This window comes from Methylobacterium sp. CM6247, from assembly GCF_054817925.1.
This window is the reverse complement of sequence record NZ_JBTXKX010000003.1, coordinates 3,596,035-3,619,299: the sequence shown is the minus strand read 5'-3', so window position 1 is coordinate 3,619,299 and position 23,265 is coordinate 3,596,035. Positions and strand designations below refer to the sequence as shown.

Sequence of the window (23,265 nt, the reverse complement as noted above, 5' to 3'; positions counted from 1 at the left end):
CCGGCCGGCCACGATGCCTTCCCTCGTCGCCATCGTCGTCGCTCATGACAGCGCCCATGCGCTTCCGTCGTGCCTCGCGGCCCTGGCGGCGGAGCATGTGCCTGCCGTCGTGGTCGACAATGCGAGCCGTGATGCCTCGGCGAGCGTCGCCGAGGCGGCCGGCGCAAAAGTGGTCCGCAACCTCCGCAACGAGGGCTACGGCCGGGCCAACACCATCGGGATCCGGGCCGCCGAGCGCGCCGAGCGCGTGCTCATTCTCAACCCGGACATCGTGGTTCAGGCAGGAGCGGTCGATGCCCTGCTGCGGGCCGCCGCCGCCTATCCCGATGCGGGGCTGCTGGCGCCGCGCCTGATGGAGCCGGACGGGCGCTTCTTCTACCAGCCGCGCTCGCTGCTCGCGCCCTATCTGACCAATCCGCCGGGCAACCGCGCCTTGCCCGAGGGCGATGCCTGTGTGCCCTTCCTGTCGGGCGCCTGCCTGATGATCCGGCGCGACTTGTTCCTCGACCTGGGCGGGTTCGATCCGAACATCTTCCTGTTCTACGAGGACGACGATCTCTGTCGCCGGGTCGCCGATGCCGGTCGCTCCCTGGTCCATGTTCACGGGGCGGTCGCCCTGCATGGGCGTGGGCGTTCGTCCGCGCCTGAGCCGGGCCGGGTCTTCCGCACCCGCTGGCACCAGGCTTGGTCACGGGCCTACGTTTCACGCAAATATGGTCTGCCCGATCCGAGCCCCCGGATGCTTGCCGTGAACGCCCCGAAGGCAGCTCTGGCCTCCTTGAGCTTCCGCCGGCAATTGCTCGAACGCTATGCCGGTTCGGCCGCGGGCGCCCTCGCCGCTATTCGTGGCCGCACGGCTCTCGCGCAGGAAGGGCTGGCATGACCTTGCTCAATCCAACGGACGCCCTGGCACGCGCCGTGGCCGGCGTCGCGTCACATGGCTTCCTGATTGTCGCCCGCAACACGCGCGGCGACAGCGTCTATCTCAAGCCGGAGGGCAGCGTCTTCGCCCTGCGCGTCTCGAACCATGCGCGAACCCCGAAGCAGCGGGCGAACCACCCGGATTCGGTGACGAGTCTCGTCATCCGCCAGCCGAAGACAGAAAGTCAGATCGACGCCCTGGTGGCGGAGGCCCTGAGGAATTACGCGGGAGAGTGCCGGAAGCGGGAGGGCTAAGGCCCGCCGGATCGCGGTGAAGGTCCCGCGATCAGGGAGCCGGTGCCGTTCCCATTGGACACGGCGTCGGGGTGACCCCTTCAGCCTTCCGCTGCGTCGTCCCGGAAATAGGGCTCCACCGGGCCCTTCAGCTTCACCGTCATCGGGTTGCCGGCCCGATCCAGGGTCTTGCCGGCCGACAGGCGGACCCAGCCCTCGCTGACGCAGTATTCCTCGACATTGGTCTTCTCGACGCCCTTGAAACGGATGCCGATGCCGCGTTCGAGGATGGCCTCGTTGTAGAACGGGCTGTTGGGGTTCACCGCGAGGCGGTCGGGAGGCGTGTCGGACATCGTCTGTGCCTTGAAGTCGATCGATCGTCAGTGTGGATATGAAACAGTCCGGGTAAGGGATTCAGACGGCGCCCGCAACGCCGGCCGCCCGCGCCGCGCGCGCGGCCGCAATCAACTCGGCGACACGATCGCTCTGGAGCAGCGGCACGAGCGGGCGGATCGCTGCGGGATCGAGCTCCCACCAAGCCGTCTCCAACAGGCCCGCCACCAGACCCGGATCGAAGCGGGAGCGCACCACCCGGCCAGGATTGCCGACGACCACCGCATAGGGCGGCACGTCGCGGGAGACGACGGCATGGGCCCCGATCACCGCTCCATGTCCGATGGTGACGCCCGACAGGATCAGGCAACCGGAGCCGAGCCAGACGTCGCTGCCGATCGTCACGTCGCCGCGTGATGCCTGGTCATCGACCGATGCGTCCACCCCCGGCCACAGCCCTGCCATGGCCGCGAAAGGATAGGTGGTCGCCCAGTCGAGGCGATGCCCGCCCCCGAGAAGGATCTCGACCTTGTCGGCGATGGAACAATACCGCCCGATCGTAAGGTGCCGCCCAGCTTCCGGGAACCGCACTTTGGGACGGCCGTAGGAGTATTCCCCGATGGAGAAACCGTAAGTTTTCACCAATTTCTCGAGGTGGATCCGGGTTTGGTTGTGCGGGTTGCGCCCACTCCGCAGGCGGTGCAACAGGGACGTCAACCAACGCATCCCGACGTCCGGCGGGAGAGTCCGGCGGAGCCGAAAAGGCCCGTCAGTGAGGGAGTGAGGCTCATGGGCGACAATATGTCTGACGATCTCAAGTCCGGAGCCCTCGTCTACCATCGTCTACCCCGGCCCGGAAAGCTCGAGATCCAGGCGACGAAGCCGCTGGGCAACCAGCGAGATCTGGCGCTGGCCTACTCGCCCGGCGTCGCCGCCGCCTGCATGGCGATTTACGAGGATCCGCAGGAGGCGGCCAACCTCACCATCCGCCAGAACCTGGTCGCCGTGCTGACCAACGGGACCGCCGTGCTCGGCCTGGGCAATATCGGCCCGCTGGCCTCGAAGCCGGTGATGGAGGGCAAGGCCGTCCTGTTCAAGAAGTTCGCCGATATCGACGTGTTCGATATCGAGGTCGACCAGACCGACGTGTCGAAGCTCGTGGACGTGGTCTGCTCCCTCGAGCCGACCTTCGGCGGCATCAACCTCGAGGACATCAAGGCTCCCGAGTGTTTCGAGGTCGAGGAGCAGTGTCGGGCGCGGATGAACATCCCCGTCTTCCACGACGACCAGCACGGCACGGCGATCATCGTCGCGGCGGGTGTGCTCAACGCCCTCGAACTCGCCGGTAAGCAGCTTCCGGAGGTCCGGATCGTGACCTCGGGCGCGGGTGCGGCGGCTTTGGCCTGCCTGAACTTGCTCGTGTCGCTCGGGGCCCGTGTCGAGAACATCACGGTCACCGACATCAAGGGCGTGGTCTACAAGGGCCGCACCGAGTTGATGGATCGCTGGAAGGACGTCTACGCACAGGAGACCGAGGCCCGGACCCTGGCCGAGGTCATTCCGGGTGCCGACGTGTTCATCGGTCTCTCGGCCGGTGGCGTGCTGAAGCCGGAATACCTGGAGAAGATGGCCGAGAAGCCGCTGATCATGGCGCTGGCCAACCCCTACCCCGAGATCATGCCGGACCTTGCGCAGGAGAAGCGCCCCGACGCGATGATCTGCACCGGGCGTTCTGATTTCCCCAATCAGGTCAACAACGTCCTCTGCTTCCCCTACATCTTCCGGGGCGCCCTCGATGTCGGCGCCACCTCGATCAACGAGGAAATGAAGCAGGCCGCCGTGAAGGCCATCGCGGCGCTCGCCCGTGAGACGCCGTCCGACGTGGTCGCCCGCGCCTATGGCGGCGAGGCCCGGCCCTTCGGCCGGCATTCGCTGATCCCGAGCCCGTTCGATCCGCGCCTGATCCTGCGGATCGCGCCGGCCGTGGCCAAGGCCGCGATGGATTCCGGCGTCGCCGGCCGTCCGCTCGAGAACATCCAGGCCTATGCCGACAGCCTCGACCGGTTCGTCCACCGCTCGGGCTTCATCATGAAGCCGATCTTCTCCAAGGCCAAGGAAGCGCCCAAGCGCGTCATCTACGCCGAAGGCGAGGACGAGCGTGTGCTCCGCGCCGCCCAGGCCATCGTCGAGGATCAGGTGGCCCGGCCCATTCTGGTCGGCCGCCCGCGAGTCATCGAGACCCGGATCAAGCGCTTCGGGCTCTCGATCAAGCAGGGCACCGATTTCGACCTGATCGATCCCGAGGACGATCCGCGCTACCGGGACTATGTCGCCACCTATCTCGAGGCGGCGGGCCGGCGCGGCATCACCCCGGACGCCGCCCGCACCCTGGTGCGGACGAATTCCACGGTGATCGGCGCGGTCGCCGTGCGCCGGGGCGAGGCGGATGCGCTGATCTGCGGCCTGGAGGGCCGGTTCGAGACACGTCTGCGGGTGATCCGCGACGTGATCGGTCTCGCGCCGGGCGTGCTCGACTTTGCAGCCATGAGCCTCGTCATCACGAAGAAGGGCGCGTTCTTCCTGGCCGATACCCATGTCCGTCCGGATCCGACCGCCGAGGAGATCGCCGATGTGGCGGTGGCCTGCGCCGGGCATGTCTCGCGGTTCGGCATGACGCCGAAGATCGCTCTTCTGAGTCATTCGGATTTCGGCCAGTCCGATTCTCGCTCGGCCATCAAGATGCGCACCGCGCTGGGCCTGATCCAGGCTCGCAAGCCCGAACTTCAGGTGGATGGCGAGATGCAGGCCGATAGTGCCCTGTCCGACCTGATCCGTGATCGGGTGCTGCCGGGTTCACCCCTCAAGGGGGCGGCCAACGTGCTGATCTTCCCCAATCTCGATGCGGCCAACATCGCCTTCCAGTTCTCGAAGGTCCTCGCCGACGCTCTCCCGGTGGGGCCGCTCCTGATCGGACCGGCGAAGCCCGCTCACATCCTGTCGCCCTCCGTGACGGCGAGGGGCATCGTCAACGTCACGGCTGCAGCGGTGGTGGAAGCGCAAGCGACCTCCGTGGAATCGAGGGCGGCCGCGGCCGAGCCGGGAGTGACCCCGCTCTCGGAATAGGACGCCCTGGCCGGTCGTCTCGAACCTTCCGGCATCGTCATCGCAAAGGCTCCCGGATCGAATGGTCCGGGGGCCTTTTTGTCGTGTCCCTGTCGCTTGGGGAGAGGATCAGGCGTGTCGCTCGCCGTAGGCGATGGCCGGGCCCATGGCGCCGAAGCAGCCGCCCAATCCGGAGGAAACTCCTTGGCCGACGGATTGCATACAGGACTCAGGACGAGCCTTCCCATCGGAGAAGTCCATGTGCCTCGGTGACGATCCCAACTGCACGCATTTTGCCGAACATCGGCAGCGGTTCCTCGGCGATCTCGCGCCCGAGCGGCGTGCCTTTCTCAAGAGCGGATTCGTCGCGACTGGCGGTGCCGCGGCACTGGCCGCAGGTGGCTTGTCCCTCGTCGGCCCTGCCCTGGCGCAAGCCAGTGCCAAGGGCATCAAACAGACGGCGCATTACCATCTGCCCGCAACGGCCGAGACGGTGCATTGGGGCTATTTCTCGAAGCTGCTGAAGCCTCAGGTCGAGATCGCTTCCGGCGACTACGTCACGATCGAGACCCTGACCCACCACGCCAACGACGATGCCGAGCGCATGGTGACGGGAGATCCCGGTGCCGAGAGCGTATTCCTCTGGACCAAGGAGAAGAAGGGCGTGGCCCGCCGGGGCGCCGGACCGGAGACCGGCCCGCTCGGACCGGGCGGAGGGCTCGGCGTGCATATCTGCACTGGCCCGGTGGCGATCCGAGGCGCCGAGCCCGGCGATGTGCTGGAGGTCCGCATCCTCGACGTGGCGCCGCGCCCCTGCGCCAACCCCGCCTTCAAAGGGCGCAGCTTCGGCAGCAACGCCGCCGCCTGGTGGGGCTACCATTACAAGGACATGATCACCGGCGACCGGTCGCGCGAGGTCGTCACCATCTACGAGGTCGACGCTACCGGCGCGCGCGATTGGGCGAAGGCGGTCTACAATTTTCGCTGGCCTGGCGTCACCGATCCATTCGGCGTAGCGCATCCGACCATCGATTATCCAGGCATCCCCGTCGACCACACCAAGACACAGCGCAACTTCGACGTGCTCAAGGGGGTGCGCGTGCCGATCCGCCCGCATTTCGGCACGATGGGCCTCGCGCCCAAGGAAGCCGACATGGTGAACTCGATTCCACCGAGCTACACCGGCGGCAATATCGACAATTGGCGCATCGGCAAGGGCGCGACGATGTATTACCCGGTGGCAGTGCCGGGCGCCCTGTTCTCGGTGGGCGACCCGCATGCGAGCCAGGGCGATTCGGAACTCTGCGGCACAGCCATCGAATGCTCGCTCACCGGCACGTTCCAGTTCATCCTGCACAAGAAGGCCGACCTAGCCGGTACCGCGCTCGAATCCCTCGATTTCCCGATGATCGAGACATCGGAGGATTGGGTGCTGTCCGGCTTCAGTTACCCGAACTACCTCGCCGATCTCGGCCCTGAGGCGCAGAGCGAGATCTTCGCCAAATCCTCCATCGACCTCGCCATGCGCGACGCCTTCCGTAAGATGCGATCCTTCCTGATGCAGGCGAAGGGGCTCACCGAGGACGAGGCGATCTCGCTCATGTCCATCGCCGTCGATTTTGGCATCACCCAGGTGGTGGACGGCAATTGGGGCGTCCACGCCATCGTCAAGAAGGCGATCTTCGCGGACAGGCCGGCGTGAAAACACCGAGGCAGCGGCCGGAATTTCCGGTCGTCGCCTCGTGAAGACGACGGCAATGACGGAGGCTGCCCGTATTGGACCTCTCCGGGGGGGTGACTAGGCCGTTCGGCCAGCTTGTGTCCCGACAGGGCTCCCCTGACAGGCCCGTTCGGCGCCGGCTCCCTTGCGACGCGATCGCCTGACCGCATCGGCATAGCGGAATTTCGGCTCCCACCACGGCGGCTGACTACATAATAGATTCTGCTTTTGCCTACAAAGTACCTATTAATCAAGATAAATCAATTAACAATTCTGTGTTTATGCTGGATGAGTTTGGTACTCGATAGCAGAGCGTATCTTAGCATGGTATGGACCGGCGGAGTTGGCGGATTTTTTCGGCAAACTCGATCCCTCATCATGGATCGCCAAGGTGTATCGGCGGTCGAATTCGCCTTGATCGCACCCGTTCTGCTTCTGATGCTGGGGGCGTTCTTTACCGTCGCAATCTTTATACGGACCCACACCACAATCTCGACCTATGCGCGGGAGGCCGCACGTGGCGTGGCGGTGGGATACATGACCGCTGCGGAGGCAAAGCAGTTCGCTGAATCTCATTCTCTGGACGATCCCGGCGTCGTCGCAACGGCCAATATCGATCCCGCCACCAAAGGGGACGAAGCCGACCGGGATGTCGTCGTCACCATTGAGATCACCAAGGCCGAAATGGCCAAGATCACACCGTTCGGCGGTTTTTCGGCCGGCGTCACGTCGCGGGCCGTCATGCGCAGTCTGGCGGAATGATGAAACTCCGCCCCTCCCATATCCGCGCCTTTTCGGCAGGCCGCGGCGGAAACGTCGCCCTGATCTTTGCCTTCGTCCTACCGGTGATGGTGGGGGTCGGGGGGCTCGTCATCGATTTCGGAGCGGCGGTCCTCGAGAAGAATACTCTCATGACCAGCGCCGAGGCCGCGGCTCTCGCCACGGCCAGCTACATCGGGGCGGCGGACCGGAGCGCGGCCCTGGCGACGGCGCAGCTCTATGCGCGGCAGAACCGGCCGACCGTCGATCAACTCGTCACCAATGCCGATCTGGAGTTCGGAAAGTGGGAAAACGGCGCCTTCACCGTCGACGAGAACGCCAATGCCGTACGCGTCACGGCATCGCGAACGACGGCCAAGGGAAACAGCTTCAAGACCTCGTTCGCGAAGCTCTTCGGCTCTGATTTCTGGGAGATCTCCGCGAGCGCGATCGCACTCGCCAATCCGATGTGCATCCTGATCCTCCATCCGGATCATTCCAATGCTTTCGACATCGATCCCGGAGCACAGATCGATGCGCCGGATTGTGGCGTGCAGGTCAACTCGAAGCATCATTCCGCGTTGGAGATCGGAAGCTCGTCTTACGTCAACGTCAGCAGCATCCGCGTCGTCGGCGGGGTCGGCATGCACAGCACGGCAACTGTACGACCCGCTCCCATGACGGGAGCCGTACCGGTCGCAGATCCTTATGCGTCGCTGGCTCCTCCGGTCAACGAGACTTGCGGGGGTGCCAAGTTGATCAATAAAGATACGGCAGCAAAAACGATCGAACCAAGCTTTGCTTTCTGCAAAGGCTTAACGATCGACGATGCGTCCGTGACTTTATCACCAGGAGTCTATGTCATCAAGGGACCGCTCACGCTGAAGAACGGGGCTTCGATCAAAGGCAATGACGTAATCATCTATATGGATGGGCTGGGGAGCGATATCTTCTTCCACAGCAAGACGAGCTTCGAGCTGAAGGCCCCGACGACGGGACCTTACGCGGGAATGGTTCTCTGGTCGGATAAAAGAAACACCCACGATCACGACATCTACTCGAAGTTCGGTGCCTCGGCCGAAGGGACGATCTATGCCCCCAGCAGTCAGGTCGAGTTCGAGAACGACGTCGTATGGGAGGCCAATTGCATTCGTATCATCGTGTCCCGCCTCGAACTCGACAACGACTCGAAGTATCGCGCCTCGAATCCGAACGCGAATTGCAGCAACAACGTCTATAAGGGGACTACTCGCCTCGTCCGGTGACAGGTCACGGACGTGAGCCCGCGCCGTTCACGGCCGTTGTCCTGAGAACCCCTCGTGTCGAGAGGCCTGCCCGGCGGCGCTTGTTTGAAAAACGTCAGGGACAGGCGATCCGCCCCTCCATCCCCAGAATCCGACCGAGACCGCGGACGCGGTTGAGGAGGCGGTCTCCGGGAAGCGCGGCCAGGTCCGCCGGCAGGGTCAGGGTCACCCGTCGATCGTCCAAGAGGAGGGGCAGGCGCGCCAGGGCTCCCTCCATCCCCGCCGAGACCGGGAAGGCGATGCGCAGGAGCGCGCCGAGGAGCCGGGCGCGCTCGAACAGGCGTGGTCCGGCGAGGCTGCGCAGCATCGGGCTCGCCTTCTCGGCAGCGACGCCCTCGTGACGGAAATACACTGCCAGCGCGAGATAGGCCCGGCCCGGATGGTCGATGCCCACGAAGGCGGCATGGGTGATGATGTTGATGCTCTGCTCGCCCCGGTAATCGGGATGCGCGCGCCAGCCGATATCCGACAGGAGACAGGCGGCGTGGCGCAGGCGGCGCTCGTCGGCGGTTTCCGGTCCGTCGAGGGTGGCGACGAAGCGGTCGGTCCAGGTGATGAGATCGGCGCCATGGCCTGGCGAGCGGGCGCGGAGCCGGTTGAGTTCCGCCGCCGCCGCGAGAAGCGGGTCGGTCAGGCGCGTGTCGCGGTCGAGCTGCTCGTAGAGCAGGCCCTCGCGGACGCCGCTCGCCGAGATGGCGAGTTCACGCGGACGGCCGACGCGGATGATCTCCTCCAGCACCACGGCACCGTAGGCGAGAAGGGGCCTGCGCGCCTCGGAGACCGCTTCCACGTCCTGCAGCAGGGCGGCGTCGGTGCGTTCGACCACTTCGAGGAAGCTCAGCTCGTCCGACGGCTCGATGCTGTAGCCGTGCATGACGTGGAGCGGGTAGCCCCGCGCTGCCTGGTGCAGGCGGGCCAGCGCCCGCCATGTGCCGCCGACCGCGTAGAAGCTGCGACCGCGCAGGGTTTCCAACTGGGGGGCCGCCTTGGCGAGGTTCTCGCGGGCGATCTTGAGGGCCTTCTTCACCGACCCGCCGGACAGGTCCTGAAGGGCGAGGCCGCCCAGCGGCATGGTCACGCCCTGCCCTACTGTGGCGCCCCGTACGTCCACGAGTTCGAGGGAGCCGCCGCCGAGATCGCCCACGACCCCGTCCGGCGTGTGGAACCCGGAAATCACGCCGAGGGCCGAGAGCTCGGCCTCCCGCCGACCGGACAGGAGTTCGATCCTGTGGCCGCAGGCGGCCTCCGCCGCGGCGAGGAATTCCGGGCCGTTCTGCGCGTCGCGCGCGGCGGCCGTGGCCAGCACGAAGACACGGCCGACCTTCATCGTCTCGCAGAGGATGCGGAAGCGCGCGAGCGCGCTGAGCGCGCGCCGGACCGCCTCCTCGTTGAGCCGGCCCGTGCTGAACACGTTGCGGCCCAGCCCACACAGGACTTTCTCGTTGTAGAGCGGCGTCGGCGCGCGGTTCAGACCGTCATAGGCCACGAGCCGCACGGAATTCGAGCCGATGTCGATGATCGCCACCGGTTCCACGCGGTCCTGCACGCCGGGATCTCCTTGAGTCGTGAAGCCTAGACCCGACCTGCCGTCACGAGGAAGTCCCATGACCAGCTCCTGCTGGAATCGTCCGCTCACGAACGTTGGGCCCTGCGGCTCAGCGCCCGCGGACTCGACTTCTTCGAGGACTTGCCCCGACCGGACAGGCTCGGGTTTGTCATGAAGTACTTGTGCGCGTTGAACGGCTCCTCACCCTCCGCAGGCTGGACCCGTTCACTCGCACCAGACGCCAGTACACGCCAGCTCTGCTGGTTGTCGAGAAGGTTGGCGAGCATGATCTGGTCCAGCACCTGCTGGTGCACAGTCTGGTTGGTGATGGGCAGGAGCGCCTCGACCCGGCGGTCGAGGTTACGGCTCATCAGGTCGGCGGAAGAGATCGAGACCGTGGCCTTGGGATGGGGCAGGCCGAATCCGTTGCCGAAGGCGTAGATCCGACCGTGTTCGAGGAAGCGCCCGACGATGGACTTGACCCGGATCGTCTCCGAGAGGCCGGGAATGCCGGGCCTCAGGCAGCAGATTCCGCGCACCACGCAGTCGATCTGCACACCCGCCTGTGAGGCGTCGTAGAGCGCGTCGATGATCTGCGCGTCGACGAGGGAATTGCACTTGATCCAGATCGCGGCCGGACGCCCGGCCTTGGCATGCGCCACCTCGGCCGCGATGCTCTCGATCAGGCGTGGCTTCAACGTCAGCGGCGAGACCGACATCCGCTCGAGTTCGGCGGGCTCGGCATAGCCGGTGATGTAGTTGAAGATGCGCGAGACGTCCCGCGCCACCGCCGGATCGGCGGTGAAGAACGACTGGTCCGTGTAAACCCGCGCGGTGATCGGATGGTAGTTGCCCGTGCCGACATGGCAGTAGGTGACGAGCTTGTCGCCCTCGCGGCGCACCACCATCGACAGCTTGGCATGGGTCTTCAGTTCGATGAAGCCGAACACCACCTGCGCGCCGGCCTTCTCCAGGTCACGGGCCCAGCGAATATTGGCTTCCTCGTCGAACCGCGCCTTCAACTCCACCAGGGCGGTGACGGATTTGCCGAGTTCCGCGGCCTCGGCCAGCGCAGCCACGATCGGTGAGTTCGACGAGGTGCGGTAGAGGGTCTGCTTGATCGCCACCACGTTCGGGTCACGGGCCGCCTGGGCCAGGAACTGAACCACCGAATCGAACGATTCGTAGGGGTGGTGGACGATGAAGTCCTTCTGCCGGATGGCGGCGAAGACATCGCCGCCGCTCTCGCGGATGCGCTCGGGGAAGCGTGGGTTGTAGGATTTGAACTTCAGGTCCGGCCGGTCGATGCCGACGATCTGCGCCAGCTCATTGAGGGCAAGCATGCCCTCCACCACGAAGATGGCGTCGTAGCCGATCTCGAGTTCGTCGGCGACGAAGGCCCGAAGGTCCTCAGGCATCCCGGCCTCGACCTCGAGCCGGATGACGACGCCGCGCCGGCGCTGTTTCAATGCGGTCTCGAAATGCAGGACGAGGTCCTCCGCCTCTTCCTCGATCTCGAGGTCGGAATCGCGGATGACGCGGAACGCCCCCTGCCCCTTCACGAAATATCCGGGGAACAGGCGGCCCGTGAACAGCACGATCAGCTGCTCGATGGCGATGAAGCGCGCGGTGGTGTCCCCGGCCATGTCGGGCAGGCGCACGAAGCGGCCGAGGACCGAGGGCAGACGGATGAGGGCGCGCAGCGTCCGCCCGTCGCGCGGGCGGACCATCATCAGTGCGATGCTGGAGCCGAGGTTGGACAGGAACGGGAAGGGATGGGCCGGATCGATGGCGAGCGGCGTCAGGACCGGGAAGACGTGACTGAGGAAGTACTCTTCCAGCCAGGCCTTGTGCTCCGGGGTCAGGTCACCGGGCTCTACCAAGTCGATACCGACTCCATGCAGATCGTCACGCAATTCACGCCAGCGCCGTTGCTGGTCGAGGGCCAGCCGCGAGACTTCCGAACCGATGCGGGCAAGCTGTTCGGCCGGGCTCAGCCCATCCTGCGACGGCTGGATCAGCCCGGCGCGGACCTGATCGTGCAGGCCCGCCACGCGAACCATGAAAAACTCGTCGAGGTTGTTGGCCGAGATCGAGAGGAAGCGCAGCTGTTCCAGCAGCGGATGGCTGGTGTTGGAGGCTTCCTCCAGCACCCGGCGGTTGAATTGCAGCCACGACAATTCCCGGTTCACGAAACGCTCCGGCGATTCGCGAAGGGCCCTACCGGCCGCCAGAACGCTCTCCCGTGCCGGGGGCTCGGCAGCGGCCCGTTCGGGCACCGTGTCGGCGATGACCGTCTCGACCAGGATAGAATCGGTCTCCGCGTCGTCCGCCGATGCGGAATCCTGCGCCGTCGCTCCGGGCCGGGACTTCGAGGCGAGCTTCGTCACCCGTGCATGCGCGGCGGGAACCCGGACGGTGCCGGCGCCCGCGGGCCGGCGTCGGGGCGCAGGCCCCTTCGCTGGCGCCGCGTTCGGCGTCCGGGAATCCAGGTCGTCCTCGCCGGGGCCGTTCTCGCCGTGCGAGTCCTCGGCGGCCAGAGCCGCTTCCTGCTCCTCGGCATCCGTACCCTTGGCGATCGCGTCCGACTCGACTTCCGGCAACGGGTCTTCTCCTCAACTCTGATAAAACGATCTGCTTCGTAACATACGATAGGGTCGCCGCGTCTGACATTTCGATGACAATCGGGCCGGACCTTTCATCAGGTCGGCGGACCGTCCTCTTCGGTCTCGTCGTCGCCGGCCTCGTCGTCCGGTACTCCCAGATCGGCCAGGACCGACATGGCCAGCGGCCGCGTGATGCGTCGACCCCGGCGCAGGGCGTCGCGGTCGAGTTCGGCCACCACTGCCCTTGCCCTGGCAAGGGAACGGTCGATCCGCAAGGCGATGGCCTCGACGACGCTGAGATCGACGACGAGCTGGCGGTCCACGAAAAGCTTCACCAGCACCGCCCGCATCAGCGCATCGTCGGGGGGCAGAATCGTGGCGCCCGGCGCCAGCCTGAGGCGCGAGCGCAGATCGGCTGTGACAAGCCCTAGCGCCTCAACCGGTGCCGCCGCCGTGATGAGGACGGGGCTGCCGTTCTCCCGGGCGAGGTTGAGGAGGTGGAACAGGGCCGCCTCGTCGCGCCCCTCGGGCCGGTCGAGATCTTCGATGACCAGGGCACCGTTCGAGACGAGATGGGTGACTGAGTCGGCGGTGACGCCCGAGGCGGGGACGGTCCAGGCGTGGGAACGGGTCGCCCAGATCGAGGCCAGATGGCTCTTGCCGCTGCCCGACGGCCCCGTGATGAGACAGACCGTATCGGGCCAGCGCGGCCAGGCCTCGATCAGCCCATAGGCGGCCTCGTTCGCCGGCCCCACCAGGAAATCCTCGCGACCGTAGCGCGGGTCGAGGGGGAGGTCGAAGGCGAGTTGCTTCGGAGGCGCGGCCACGCGCATCGGTGTCTTCATCCCTCGCGCTTCTGAATCAGGATCGGTTCTTCCGCATGATAGAGTGGACTTTGAAGATAACGCGAGATCGCGAACCGCACGATGACGCCGATGGAGGCGGCCACCGGCACGGCGAGAAGGAGGCCGAGGAACCCGAACAGGGAGCCGAAGGCCAGGAGCGCGAACATCAGCCAGACCGGGTGCAGGCCGACCGAGTCACCGACGAGCTTGGGCGAGATGACGTTGCCTTCGAAGAACTGGCCGACCACGAACACGGCGACGGTCAGCCCGATATGGAGCCAGTCCGACGTCGGCCAGAACTGGACCAGGGCGACGCCCACCGAGAGAAGGAAGCCGACGAGGGTGCCGACATAGGGGATGAAGGTGAGGAAACCCGCGATCATCCCGATCAGCACGCCGAAATTCACCCCGACGAAGAATAGGCCGACGGCATAGAACGTCCCCAGGATCAGGCAGACCAGGGTCTGCCCGCGGACGAAGCCGATGATCGCCCGGTCGATCTCGCCGGCCAGACGCCGCACGGTGGTGCGGTGGCGCGGAGGGGTCCAGCCGTCGACGGTGGCGACCATCCGATCCCAGTCGACGAGGAGGTAGAAGGCCACGACGGGGGTGACGACGAGGAGCGAGGCGATGGAGACCAGCGCCTGGCTGCCCGACCACAGCGACTTCAGGAAAGCCAGGAACCACGTGCCGCCCTGCCCCACCAGGGTTCCGACGGACGATTGCAGGTCGTTGAGAACGTCCGCCCCGCCGACCCGCGTCAGGATCGGCCCGACCCGCTCGACAATGATACCCTGCAGCCGTGACACCATGCCGGGGAACGTCGTCACAAGCGCCGAGATCTGATTGGCGGCCAGGGGCACCACGATCAGCAGGATCACCACGAGCCCGACGACGAACATGGCGAGGATCAGGAGCGAGGCGGAGAGCCGCCCGAGACCCAGGCGCTGGAGCCTGTCAGCCATGGGGTCGAGAAGATACGCGAGGGCCAGCCCTGCCACGAAGGGCAGCATCACCCCCGAAAGCAGGTAGAGCAGCAACGCGACGATGCCGAGGCCCGCCAGTCCGATCACCGCCCTGCCGCGCATCGGCCGTCCCCCCTCGTCGTGTCCGCCGTTGCGGAGAGTGGGAACGGGAGTGCTCACGGTCAAGGCATGGCGGTGGCCGGTCGTATACCGCATGACATTCTCCCTGGGGGGGCGGATCTGTTGCGAATCGCTAATTTCCCGATCACGACTCGCCGAGATTGGTGCAAGCGGCTAGAGGAGCGGAATGACTTTGGCCGACATCCCGATGCCGGCCATGCAGGACGTGGATTGCGAGACGGGGCGCCGATGACGGCCGAGAGCAAGAACGGCGAAAGCCGGAACGGAATGACCTACGCGGATGCGGGCGTCGATATCGATGCCGGCAACGCCATGGTCGAGACGATCAAGCCGCTGGTGCGCTCCACCCGCCGGCCCGGGGCGGATGCCGAGATCGGCGGGTTCGGCGGATTGTTCGACCTGAAGGCCGCCGGCTTCTCCGACCCGATCCTGGTGGCGGCCAATGACGGCGTCGGCACCAAGGTCAAGATCGCCATCGAGACCGGCCGCCACGACACGATCGGCGTCGATCTCGTGGCGATGTGCGTGAACGACATCATCGTCCAGGGCGCCGAGCCGCTGTTCTTCCTCGATTATTACGCCACCGGCAAGCTGGTGCCGGGTGTCGGCACCGATATCGTCCGCGGGATCGCGGCGGGCTGCCGCATCGCGGGCTGCGCCCTCATCGGCGGTGAGACCGCAGAGATGCCGGGCCTCTACGACAGCTCGGATTACGATCTGGCCGGCTTCAGCGTCGGCGCCGCCGAGCGTGGCAAGCTCCTGCCGCGTCCCGGCATTGCGCCCGGCGATGTGGTGCTTGGCCTGCCGTCCTCCGGTGTGCATTCCAACGGCTTCTCGCTGGTCCGCCGGATCGTCGAGGCAAGCGGCCTCTCCTACGACGACCCGGCCCCGTTCGAGCCGTCGCGCTCGCTCGGCGACGCCCTGCTGGAGCCGACCCGGATCTACGTGAAGCCGCTGCTGGCCGCACTGAGGGCCACCGACGGGATCAAGGCCCTCGCCCACATCACCGGCGGCGGCTTTCCCGACAACCTGCCCCGCGTCCTGCCCGACGGCGTCGGCATCAGCATCGACCTCGACGCGATCATTCCGCCGCCCGTCTTCGGATGGATCTCGAAGGTCGGCGGGGTCGCGGAATCCGAAATGCTGCGCACCTTCAATTGCGGTATCGGCATGGTGGCGGTGGTCTCGCCCGAGAGCGTGTCGGCGGTGACCCGTGCGCTCGACACTGCCGGGGCCTCGCCCATCCGCCTCGGGCTCATCACCGAGCGCGGACCCGAGCCGGTGACCTTCCAGGGCAAGCTCGCCCTGTGATGGCTCCCCGGCCCAAGATGCGGGTCGCGATCCTCATCTCGGGACGCGGCTCGAACATGGTCTCGCTGATCGAGGCCGCTCGGGCACCGGACTATCCGGCCGAGATCGTTCTGGTCGCCTCCAACCGGCCCGACGCCGGTGGTCTCGCCCATGCGGCGAGTGTTGGGATCGCCACGACGGCGCTCGATCACCGCGCCTATCCCGACCGGGCGAGCTTCGATGCCGCCCTGAACGCGGAACTCGAAGCGGCCGGGATCGAACTCGTCGTGCTGGCCGGCTTCATGCGGATCCTCTCCGCGGGCTTCGTCGAGGCTTGGGCCGGGCGGATGATCAACATCCATCCGTCGCTGCTGCCGCTATTTCGCGGCGTCCATACCCACGAGCAGGCCTTGGCGGCCGGCGTCTGCCTGCATGGCTGCACGGTGCATTACGTGGTGCCGGAACTCGATGCCGGGCCGATCGTGGCCCAGGCCGCCGTCCCGGTCCTGCCGGGCGACGATGCCGACAGTCTCGCCGCGCGCATTCTCGTGCAGGAACACCTCCTCTACCCGCGTGCCCTGGCGCTGATCGCCGGCGGACGGGCCAGGCTGGAGAGCGGCCGCGTGGTGTTCGCCGGCGACATCAGGCCGGCCGAGGGGGCCTTGCTCAGCCTGTCCGCGCAAGGCTGAGGCCCGAATCGCCGATCCCGAAACATCGAGATCGGCGATGATGACGGCTTACGCCGGGCGCGGCAGGCTGCAGCTGTCGAGGGCCGAGAGAGCCTTCGCGCGGGCGGAATCGTTGAAGTAGCCGGTGGTGCGGTAGGATTCGAGCTCGGCCGGGTTGAGGCTCGCCAGGGTCTGCTTGGCGTAGCAGCCGCATGGGCGGGCGAGCGACGCCTCGGGGACGCTCTGCAGGCGGGACTGCGTCACCGTGCAGGCGTGGCGCACGCGTCCGGTGAGGTTGCTGGCGGAGGCCGTCTTCAACGCGGGGTCGGGCGTGTAGCCTTCGAGGGAGGCCGTGGGCGCACCCTTGTTCGCATTGCAGGCGGCGAGCAGGGACACGAGGCCGGCGGCGAGCAGGATCCGGCCGGTGCGCGAAGCGATGGAGCGCATGGAATGTGGGGTCCGTGAAAGGGATTCAATGAGGGAATTCCTTTCACGCCCGGCAGGACTCGCGCGCAAGGGCGTTCGCGCCACACCCGGCATCGTTCCGCGCCACGCTTCCGGTTCACCGGACGACGATGCGATCACGAACCCGTTGGCGGCGCGAAAGCCGGTCGGGCTCAGCCGACGATGTCGGAATCCTGGAAGAACTGCGCGATCTCGATCTTCGCGTTCTCGGCGCTGTCCGAACCGTGCACGGTGTTCTCGCCGACCGACTCGGAGAAGGTCTTGCGGATGGTGCCCTCGTCGGCATTGGCCGGGTTGGTGGCGCCCATCACGGTGCGGTAGGCGGCGACGGCGTTCTCGCCCTCGAGCACCTGCACGACCACGGGGCCCGAGGTCATGAAGGAGACGAGTTCACCGAAGAACGGGCGTTCCTTGTGAATCTCGTAGAACTTTTCGGCCTGGGCCTGGGTCATCTGGATGCGACGCTGGCCGACGATGCGCAGGCCCGCCTTCTCGATCACGGCATTCACGGCGCCGGTGAGGTTCCGCTTGGTCGCGTCGGGCTTCAGGATGGAGAAAGTGCGCTCGGTGGCCATGTTCAGTCCGGTTATGTTCGCTCAGCCGAAAACGGCTTCGGCGGCCGGCTTATAGCGGGCACGCCCCATCCTCTCAACCCGAAGGACGAAGACGGCGCATCCACAGCGGAATTCCCTTGGCCATGGCTTCGGCGCAACAGTGCCGGAAATTCGCCCGATTGCTGGTGTCTTCTCGCACCAGAAGACGCCGGCCCGGACCGTTCTCGACGCCCGGCACGGCCACGACCAAGCTCTCGACCCCAGGCTCACGACCCTTCGCGACGCTCCCGCCGATGCGCCGCGGCCCTTCACAGGCTCCAGGAGACCAAAAGCCATGCGCGTTGCCCTGACCTCCGCCTTTCTGCTTTCCGGACTCGTCGCCGCCGCTGCGGCTCCGTCGAAGGACCCGTCCGGCACCTGGCTCACGAAGGATGGCCGCGCCAAGATTCGCATCGATCATTGCGGCCCGAACAGCGCGAACATCTGCGGTAAGGTCGTGTGGCTGAAGACGCCGACCACCGAGACGGGTGCGCCGCGCACCGACGCCAAGAACCCCGACCCGAAGAAGCGCTCGCGTCCCGTGATCGGCCTGCAACTCATCGAGGGGCTCGCCCCCGACGAAGAGAAGTTTTCGGGCGACATCTACAATATCGACGAGGGCAAGATCTATCAGGTCAGCCTGGAGCGCGAGTCCGGCTCCGAGCTCAGCGTGTCGGGATGCCTGCTCAAGGTCCTGTGCGGTTCGGAGACCTGGACCCGCGTGCCGGACGTAAACCAGCAGGCCGCTGTCGCCCCGGGTTCCGAGGCCGCGCCGAAGCCCGCTACGAAGGCGGCCGCCAAGCCGGCTGCCGCTCAGGCCGAAGCCAAGAAGTAACGGATCAGATCGCCGCGAAGCCTCGCTTCACGGCGGGTCTCGCCAGAACCAGATCGAGCCAGCGCCGGACATTCGGCAGGCTCGACAGATCGATATCCTGCTTCTCGTGATGCTTGGCCCAGGTGAGGATCGCGATGTCGGCGATGGAATATTTGCCGGCCACGTAGTCGCGATCCGCGAGGCGGCGATCCAGCACGCCGTAGAGCCGATGCGATTCGGTGGTGAACCGCTCGATGGCGTAGGGGATCTTCTCCTGCGCGTAGATCCTGAAATGATGCGTCTGGCCAAGCATCGGCCCGAAGCCGCCGACCTGCCAGAACAGCCATTCGTCCACCGCCGCTCTGGCGCGTTCGTCGGCCGGGTAGAGGCACCCGGTCTTGCGACCGAGATATTGCAGAATCGCCCCCGATTCGAAGATCGAGATCGGCTTCCCTCCGGGGCCGTCCGGATCGACGATGGCCGGAATCTTGTTGTTGGGCGAGATCGCCAAAAAGTCCGGGGCCAGCTGGTCGCCCCTGCCGATATTCACCGGCACCACCCGATAGGGCAGGCCGCACTCTTCCAGCATGATGGGAATCTTCCAACCGTTGGGCGTGCCCCAGGTATGGACGTCGATGGGGTTCTGGGTGGCGGCGGCCATGGGAAACGTCCCGCTCCTGTCAGGGTCGCGTCATATCGCCGATTCAAACCGGACGAGAAAGCGGATGGTTGCAGGTTTCACGCCGACATCCAACGGTGGACGGCATGGGGCGGCGCGACGAAGAGACTTGCTCTCCCCCGACTTCTGGCTGTGATGAGGTCGGCTCTGCCTCCGTTTCGTGAGTGCAGGGTAATGATCTGGGGTTGCAATCATGCGGGTTTGTTGTTTTCCAGCCATGGTGATCACGGTGTCCATGGTTCTGGGCTTCGCCACGGCCGCGTCCGCCCAGGCCCCTGTGGCCGCTTCCCCGGATGCCGCCGCGAAGGAATTGAGCGTGGGGCAGAACGCTGCCAGGGAGCGGCAGAAGAAGTGCGGTGCCGAATGGCGCGCCCTTTCGGTCGCCGACAAGGCCGCGCAAGGACCGAAATGGCCGCAATATTATAGTAAATGCGTCAAGCGCTTGAAGGAGATCAAGGCCTGATCTAGTTCGGCTGGGAGCCGGCTCGCGGGCGCGGGATCAGCCGGGCCTGAACGGGGAACGGACGCATGCGGGAGCGCGAGGCGCTGCAACGAGTTGTGGCGGTGGCCGCGATCATACCGGTGGCGTCCGGCCTCTTCGGAATCCTGTTCGGGCTTGGAGGAGTTGGCGGCAACAGCCTGGCCCAGATCTCCGCCGACAGCCATTTCCGCTATCTGTCAGGTCTGCTGATGGGCATCGGCATCCTGTTCTGGAGCTGCGTCCCGGCCATCGAGGCGAAATCGCGCCTGTTCCGCTTCCTGACCCTCGTCGTCGCGCTCGGCGGTCTGGCGAGGCTGCTCGGTCTCTATCTCACCGGGCTGCCTTCGGCGGTCATGCTGGGGGCGCTGATCATGGAGCTGGTGGTGACGCCCCTCCTCTGCCTCTGGCAGATGCGGGTCGCCGGCAAGGCCGCGGATGCGGCGGCGGGCGAGCCTTCCCTGTGAACGGGGCTTTCCCTGTGAGCGGAGCCTGCCGATGAGCGGGCTGTCCGCCGAAACACGCCCCTCCCCGGCCGACCGCGTGCTCTCGTTCGTCGAGCGCATCTTTCCCGCGCCCTCCGCCTGGGCTTTCGCCTTGCGGATCTGGCTCGCCATGGTGCTGGCCCTCTACGCCGGGTTCTGGCTTCAGCTCTCTGGCGCCTCGTCGGCCGCCGTCTGTGTGGCGATCCTGGCCCAGCCCAAACGCGGCCAAGCCCTGTCCAAGGCGCTGTACCGCTTTCTCGGCACCCTGGCGGGGGGCGCGATATCGATTCTGCTGATCGGTGCGTTCGGACAGGACAGGGTTCTCCTCCTGGTCTCCGTGGCGACCTGGCTCGGCCTCTGCGTCTTCGTCGCCCACTTCCTGCAGGACACGCGGGCCTATGGCGCCATGCTCGCGGGCTTCACCGTCGCCATCGTCGCCGTCGCCCATATCGACACGCCGCAGGCGGTCTTCGAGGCCGCCATCGACCGTGTCGCGGCGATCACCATCGGCATCGTCGCCATCACCTTCATCAACGACGCGCTGGCCTCGCCCAGCACGTGGCGCACCCTTCGCAAGCCGCTCTCGGAGGCCCTGTCGGCCACCAGGGCTTTCGCCCGCGAGACTCTGTCCCGGGCGGATCCCGGCTCGGAGCGGGCGGCGGCCCTGATCCGGCAGATCGCGGTGATGCGCGCCGATGCGAGCGCCATCGGCGGCGAACTCGACGACGGCGCCCGCCGGGCCGCCGGGGCGCGCAGCACCATCGCCGCGCTCTACGCCATGGCGGCGGCAAGCCGTGCCTTCACGGCCGCTGCCGCCATGCTGGACCACGAGAGTGACGCTGTCGCCGAGGCCCGCCGGATCTGCCTGGGCCTGACCGACGACGGGAAGCCCGATGCCGACGCGGCCGCGCATCGGCTCGGTGCCCTGGTGGATGAGGCAATCCAGAGTGGGACGAGCGAGCCCCTGGAGATACTGGCGCTGCAGCGCGGCCTCGATTTCGCGCGCGCCGCCTCCTTTGCCGAGGATGGATTGAACGCTCTCTCCACCGGCTGCCGACCGAAGCGCGACGTCGCCCTGCCGACGCATCGCGACTTGCCAGTGGCCCTTCGTGGGGCGGCACGGGTGGGGATCGCCTTTGGCGCCACCGCCCTCCTCCTCATCGCCGCCGGCTGGCCCGCCACCTCCTTCGCCCTGGTACAGGTGGCGGCGACCTGTTCGCTCTCGGCCATCGCGCCGGATTCGAAGGCCTTCGCCCGCGGCGTCCTCATCGGCATGCCTATCGCGGCGCTCTGCGCCGGAATCGTGCTCTTCGGCGTGCTGGGGGGCGAGCAGGGCTTCCCGCTGCTCGCCATCGCCATCGCGCCGGTGATCTTCGTGGCGTGCTTTCTCAGCCTGAACCCGCCGACATTCGGAATCGGCTTCATTCTGCTCGTGTTCTTCATGGTCCTCCTGTCGCCGTCCAACCCGCAGACCTACGACGCGCAGGGCTTCCTCGCGAACGCGTTCCTGGTGACGATGGCGGCTTGTATCCTCTTCGTCGCAGTGCGGATCGTACTGCCGATCTCGCCCGCCCAGCGCCGCGCCTTCGCCCTCGATTCGGCTCGGGATTCGGTGCTGGACGCGCTGGCTGGCGATGGCGGCGACGCCACCACCCGCACCAGCCTCAACAGCGATCGGCTGCTGCAATTCTCGCAATGGAGTTCGGGCAGCGGCGCCGTCCGCGCGGCGAGCCTGGACCGTGCCTTCGAGCTGGCCCGCCTCGAATCGGCCGCCGCCCGCGCCCATGCCCAGCTGTGCCGCCTCCCCGACGAGCCTTCTCTGAACGATGCCGCGAGGCAGGCGCGGGAGGGACTGGAGGCGGCGGACGCGGCCACGCTCGCCCGGTCCGTTCGTGCGTTCCTCCGGCACGGCCGATCCGTGGGCGCCCCGACGCGGCTCGACATCGCCCGCCTCGTCAGCGACCTGGTGACGGCGGGCGGCATCATGGAGAGCCAGCACCGCCTCCTGCGCCGCCTCGGCATCCTGCGACCGGCCTGATGGAGGCGCCCCGTGCGGCATGACATCGATCTCGGCGGCGTCCTGATCTCGCCCTTCGTCGCCTATGTGGTGGCGGCCCTGGCCATCATGGTGCTCCTGCGGTTCGGCTTCAGCCGCATCCGCTTCAGCCGCTACGTCGCCAACCCGCCGCTGGCCGAGGCGGGGATCTTCGTCTGCATCCTCGCGCTTCTCATCGTTCTCTTCTGAGCAATGTGTACCGCCGACATGGATCTTGCCTGACAATGGCCGACGACGATCTCTCCGATGCTCGCCCGTCCCGCGAGCGCGCGCCGTCCCTCGCCCGGCGCCGATGGTGGCGCGTGGTGCGGCTCATGGCGACCGTTGTGATCCTGGCCTGCGCCTGCCTGGCCGCCGCCCTGGTCTGGCAGTTCTACGTCACCGCGCCCTGGACCCGCGACGGGCGCGTCCGCGTGCAGGTGGCCAGCGTAGCGCCCCAGGTCTCCGGCCAGATCGTCGATCTTCGCGTGGCCGACAACCAGAACGTCGCCAAGGGCGATGTGCTCTACGTCATCGATCCGGTGGATTTCGACATTTCCATCGCCACCGCCCAGGCCGAACTGGAGAACCGCGAGGCCGACCTTCAGGTGAAGCGGACCCAGGCGGCCCGGCGCGAGGCCCTGACCACCCTTTCCACCTCGGTGGAGGAGAAGCAGCAATATGCCGGCACCGCCAAGATCGCGGAGGCGGCGCTGGCTTCCGCGAAGGCGCAGCTGCATCAGGCCCGGGTCAACCGAGGACGCACGGAAGTGCGCTCTCCGGTGAACGGGCGCGTTACCAACCTCCTCCTGCGCGCGGGCGACTATGCCACCGCCGGCACCGTGAACGTTGCGGTGATCGACACCGATTCATTCTGGATCGACGGCTATTTCGAGGAGACGAAGCTGGCCCATATCCGTGTGGGTGACGTGGCGAGGGCCGAACTCCTCGGCTACTCGGCTCTCATCGATGGCCGGGTGGAAAGCATCACGCTTGGCATCAGCAACGCCAATGCCTCGCCGAGCACGCAGGGCCTGCCCAATGTCGACCCGGTCTATACCTGGGTGCGCCTCGCCCAGCGCGTCCCCGTGCGCATCCGCATCGAGAGGGTTCCCGACGGCGTCACCCTGGTGGCCGGCATGAACGCCACCGTCTCCGTGGGCGAGCCCGGTGCCCATGGCGGCACGTTCTGGAAGACCCTGCGCGACCGCTTAACGGGACCCTCCGCCTCCTCCGGGCAGGAGCGTGTTCCGGGGGCGGCGGCCCGCTGAAGCCCTGGCCG

Annotated in this window: 23 protein-coding genes; 14 read left to right on the top strand and 9 right to left on the bottom strand. The window is 66.6% G+C overall.

Annotated features, from left to right (window positions below; genetic code table 11):
* Nucleotides 1-13: 13 nt before the first annotated feature.
* Both ACYQOP_RS17955 and ACYQOP_RS17950 read left to right on the top strand, forming a co-directional pair.
* Complete coding sequence (locus ACYQOP_RS17955; RefSeq protein WP_207412007.1) at nt 14-883, top strand: glycosyltransferase family 2 protein; 870 nt, start codon at nt 14-16, stop codon at nt 881-883.
* Nucleotides 880-1,176, top strand: coding sequence for a hypothetical protein (locus ACYQOP_RS17950; RefSeq protein ID WP_311275210.1), 297 nt, complete (start codon nt 880-882; stop codon nt 1,174-1,176). The genes ACYQOP_RS17955 and ACYQOP_RS17950 overlap by 4 nt, the downstream gene beginning before the upstream one ends.
* An 80-nt stretch (nt 1,177-1,256) precedes the next feature.
* On the opposite strand, the gene ACYQOP_RS17945 is transcribed toward ACYQOP_RS17950, so the two are convergent.
* Together ACYQOP_RS17945 and ACYQOP_RS17940 are read right to left on the bottom strand one after the other, a co-directional pair.
* A complete protein-coding gene (locus tag ACYQOP_RS17945) occupies nt 1,257-1,508 on the bottom strand; it encodes a DUF3297 family protein (protein WP_056424187.1) in 252 nt (83 codons plus the stop codon).
* A 61-nt stretch (nt 1,509-1,569) separates the two neighbouring features.
* On the bottom strand, nt 1,570-2,193 hold the full coding sequence (locus tag ACYQOP_RS17940; protein WP_461225371.1) for a CatB-related O-acetyltransferase: 624 nt from the start codon (nt 2,191-2,193) through the stop codon (nt 1,570-1,572).
* Between the two features lie 84 nt (nt 2,194-2,277).
* On the opposite strand from ACYQOP_RS17940, the gene ACYQOP_RS17935 reads away from it, so the two are divergent.
* The 4 genes from ACYQOP_RS17935 to ACYQOP_RS17920 all read left to right on the top strand — a co-directional run bounded on the left by ACYQOP_RS17935 (nt 2,278) and on the right by ACYQOP_RS17920 (nt 8,334).
* Nucleotides 2,278-4,611 carry an NADP-dependent malic enzyme gene (locus tag ACYQOP_RS17935; RefSeq protein ID WP_281435339.1) on the top strand — a complete coding sequence of 778 codons (2,334 nt, stop codon included), beginning with the start codon at nt 2,278-2,280 and terminating at the stop codon, nt 4,609-4,611.
* Nucleotides 4,612-4,849: 238 nt separating this feature from the next.
* The gene (locus ACYQOP_RS17930) at nt 4,850-6,292 is read left to right on the top strand and encodes an acetamidase/formamidase family protein (RefSeq protein WP_461223322.1); all 1,443 of its coding nucleotides are present in this window, start codon (nt 4,850-4,852) and stop codon (nt 6,290-6,292) included.
* 396 nt (nt 6,293-6,688) lie between these two features.
* A complete protein-coding gene (locus ACYQOP_RS17925) occupies nt 6,689-7,072 on the top strand; it encodes a TadE/TadG family type IV pilus assembly protein (RefSeq protein WP_207412012.1) in 384 nt (127 codons plus the stop codon).
* The gene (locus ACYQOP_RS17920) at nt 7,069-8,334 is read left to right on the top strand and encodes a pilus assembly protein TadG-related protein (RefSeq protein ID WP_461223321.1); all 1,266 of its coding nucleotides are present in this window, start codon (nt 7,069-7,071) and stop codon (nt 8,332-8,334) included. The genes ACYQOP_RS17925 and ACYQOP_RS17920 overlap by 4 nt, the downstream gene beginning before the upstream one ends.
* Nucleotides 8,335-8,428: 94 nt before the next feature.
* On the opposite strand, the gene ppx is transcribed toward ACYQOP_RS17920, so the two are convergent.
* From ppx to ACYQOP_RS17900, 4 genes are all read right to left on the bottom strand, one after another.
* Complete coding sequence (ppx, locus tag ACYQOP_RS17915) at nt 8,429-9,979, bottom strand: exopolyphosphatase (RefSeq protein ID WP_210348393.1); 1,551 nt, start codon at nt 9,977-9,979, stop codon at nt 8,429-8,431.
* A gap of 26 nt (nt 9,980-10,005) precedes the next feature.
* Nucleotides 10,006-12,210 carry an RNA degradosome polyphosphate kinase gene (locus ACYQOP_RS17910; protein ID WP_461225369.1) on the bottom strand — a complete coding sequence of 735 codons (2,205 nt, stop codon included), beginning with the start codon at nt 12,208-12,210 and terminating at the stop codon, nt 10,006-10,008.
* 410 nt (nt 12,211-12,620) lie between these two features.
* Entirely contained in the window at nt 12,621-13,358 is a 738-nt protein-coding gene (locus ACYQOP_RS17905; protein ID WP_207412064.1) for a P-loop NTPase family protein, read from the bottom strand.
* A gap of 8 nt (nt 13,359-13,366) precedes the next feature.
* Entirely contained in the window at nt 13,367-14,458 is a 1,092-nt protein-coding gene (locus tag ACYQOP_RS17900; RefSeq protein ID WP_461225367.1) for an AI-2E family transporter, read from the bottom strand.
* 246 nt (nt 14,459-14,704) lie between these two features.
* Between ACYQOP_RS17900 and purM the strand changes: the two genes are divergently transcribed.
* Nucleotides 14,705-15,787 (top strand): phosphoribosylformylglycinamidine cyclo-ligase, encoded by a 1,083-nt coding sequence (gene purM / locus ACYQOP_RS17895; protein WP_461223320.1) that lies wholly within the window; start codon nt 14,705-14,707, stop codon nt 15,785-15,787.
* Nucleotides 15,787-16,455: a phosphoribosylglycinamide formyltransferase gene (gene purN / locus ACYQOP_RS17890; RefSeq protein ID WP_461223319.1), complete on the top strand. Its 669-nt coding sequence runs from the start codon at nt 15,787-15,789 to the stop codon at nt 16,453-16,455. Before purM ends, purN begins: the two co-directional genes overlap by 1 nt.
* 48 nt (nt 16,456-16,503) lie before the next feature.
* Here purN and ACYQOP_RS17885 read toward each other — a convergent pair whose 3' ends face one another.
* Nucleotides 16,504-16,881, bottom strand: a complete 378-nt coding sequence (locus tag ACYQOP_RS17885) for a hypothetical protein (RefSeq protein WP_056424165.1) — start codon at nt 16,879-16,881, stop codon at nt 16,504-16,506.
* A gap of 170 nt (nt 16,882-17,051) precedes the next feature.
* Complete coding sequence (gene ndk / locus ACYQOP_RS17880; RefSeq protein ID WP_018043493.1) at nt 17,052-17,474, bottom strand: nucleoside-diphosphate kinase; 423 nt, start codon at nt 17,472-17,474, stop codon at nt 17,052-17,054.
* Nucleotides 17,475-17,787: 313 nt separating this feature from the next.
* Here ndk and ACYQOP_RS17875 point away from each other — a divergent pair, with 313 nt between their 5' ends.
* A complete protein-coding gene (locus ACYQOP_RS17875) occupies nt 17,788-18,327 on the top strand; it encodes a DUF2147 domain-containing protein (protein WP_461223318.1) in 540 nt (179 codons plus the stop codon).
* A 4-nt stretch (nt 18,328-18,331) separates the two neighbouring features.
* Here ACYQOP_RS17875 and ACYQOP_RS17870 read toward each other — a convergent pair whose 3' ends face one another.
* On the bottom strand, nt 18,332-18,967 hold the full coding sequence (locus ACYQOP_RS17870; protein WP_461223317.1) for a glutathione S-transferase N-terminal domain-containing protein: 636 nt from the start codon (nt 18,965-18,967) through the stop codon (nt 18,332-18,334).
* Nucleotides 18,968-19,220: 253 nt separating this feature from the next.
* Here ACYQOP_RS17870 and ACYQOP_RS17865 point away from each other — a divergent pair, with 253 nt between their 5' ends.
* The 5 genes from ACYQOP_RS17865 to ACYQOP_RS17845 all read left to right on the top strand — a co-directional run bounded on the left by ACYQOP_RS17865 (nt 19,221) and on the right by ACYQOP_RS17845 (nt 23,254).
* A complete protein-coding gene (locus ACYQOP_RS17865) occupies nt 19,221-19,448 on the top strand; it encodes a hypothetical protein (protein ID WP_348271046.1) in 228 nt (75 codons plus the stop codon).
* 65 nt (nt 19,449-19,513) lie between these two features.
* Nucleotides 19,514-19,930 carry a DUF4345 domain-containing protein gene (locus ACYQOP_RS17860; protein ID WP_207412021.1) on the top strand — a complete coding sequence of 139 codons (417 nt, stop codon included), beginning with the start codon at nt 19,514-19,516 and terminating at the stop codon, nt 19,928-19,930.
* Nucleotides 19,931-19,961: 31 nt separating this feature from the next.
* Nucleotides 19,962-21,986, top strand: coding sequence for an FUSC family protein (locus tag ACYQOP_RS17855; protein WP_461223316.1), 2,025 nt, complete (start codon nt 19,962-19,964; stop codon nt 21,984-21,986).
* Between the two features lie 12 nt (nt 21,987-21,998).
* Entirely contained in the window at nt 21,999-22,193 is a 195-nt protein-coding gene (locus tag ACYQOP_RS17850) for a DUF1656 domain-containing protein (RefSeq protein WP_056424155.1), read from the top strand.
* Nucleotides 22,194-22,228: 35 nt separating this feature from the next.
* Nucleotides 22,229-23,254, top strand: coding sequence for an efflux RND transporter periplasmic adaptor subunit (locus ACYQOP_RS17845; protein ID WP_461223315.1), 1,026 nt, complete (start codon nt 22,229-22,231; stop codon nt 23,252-23,254).
* Nucleotides 23,255-23,265 lie beyond the last annotated feature (11 nt).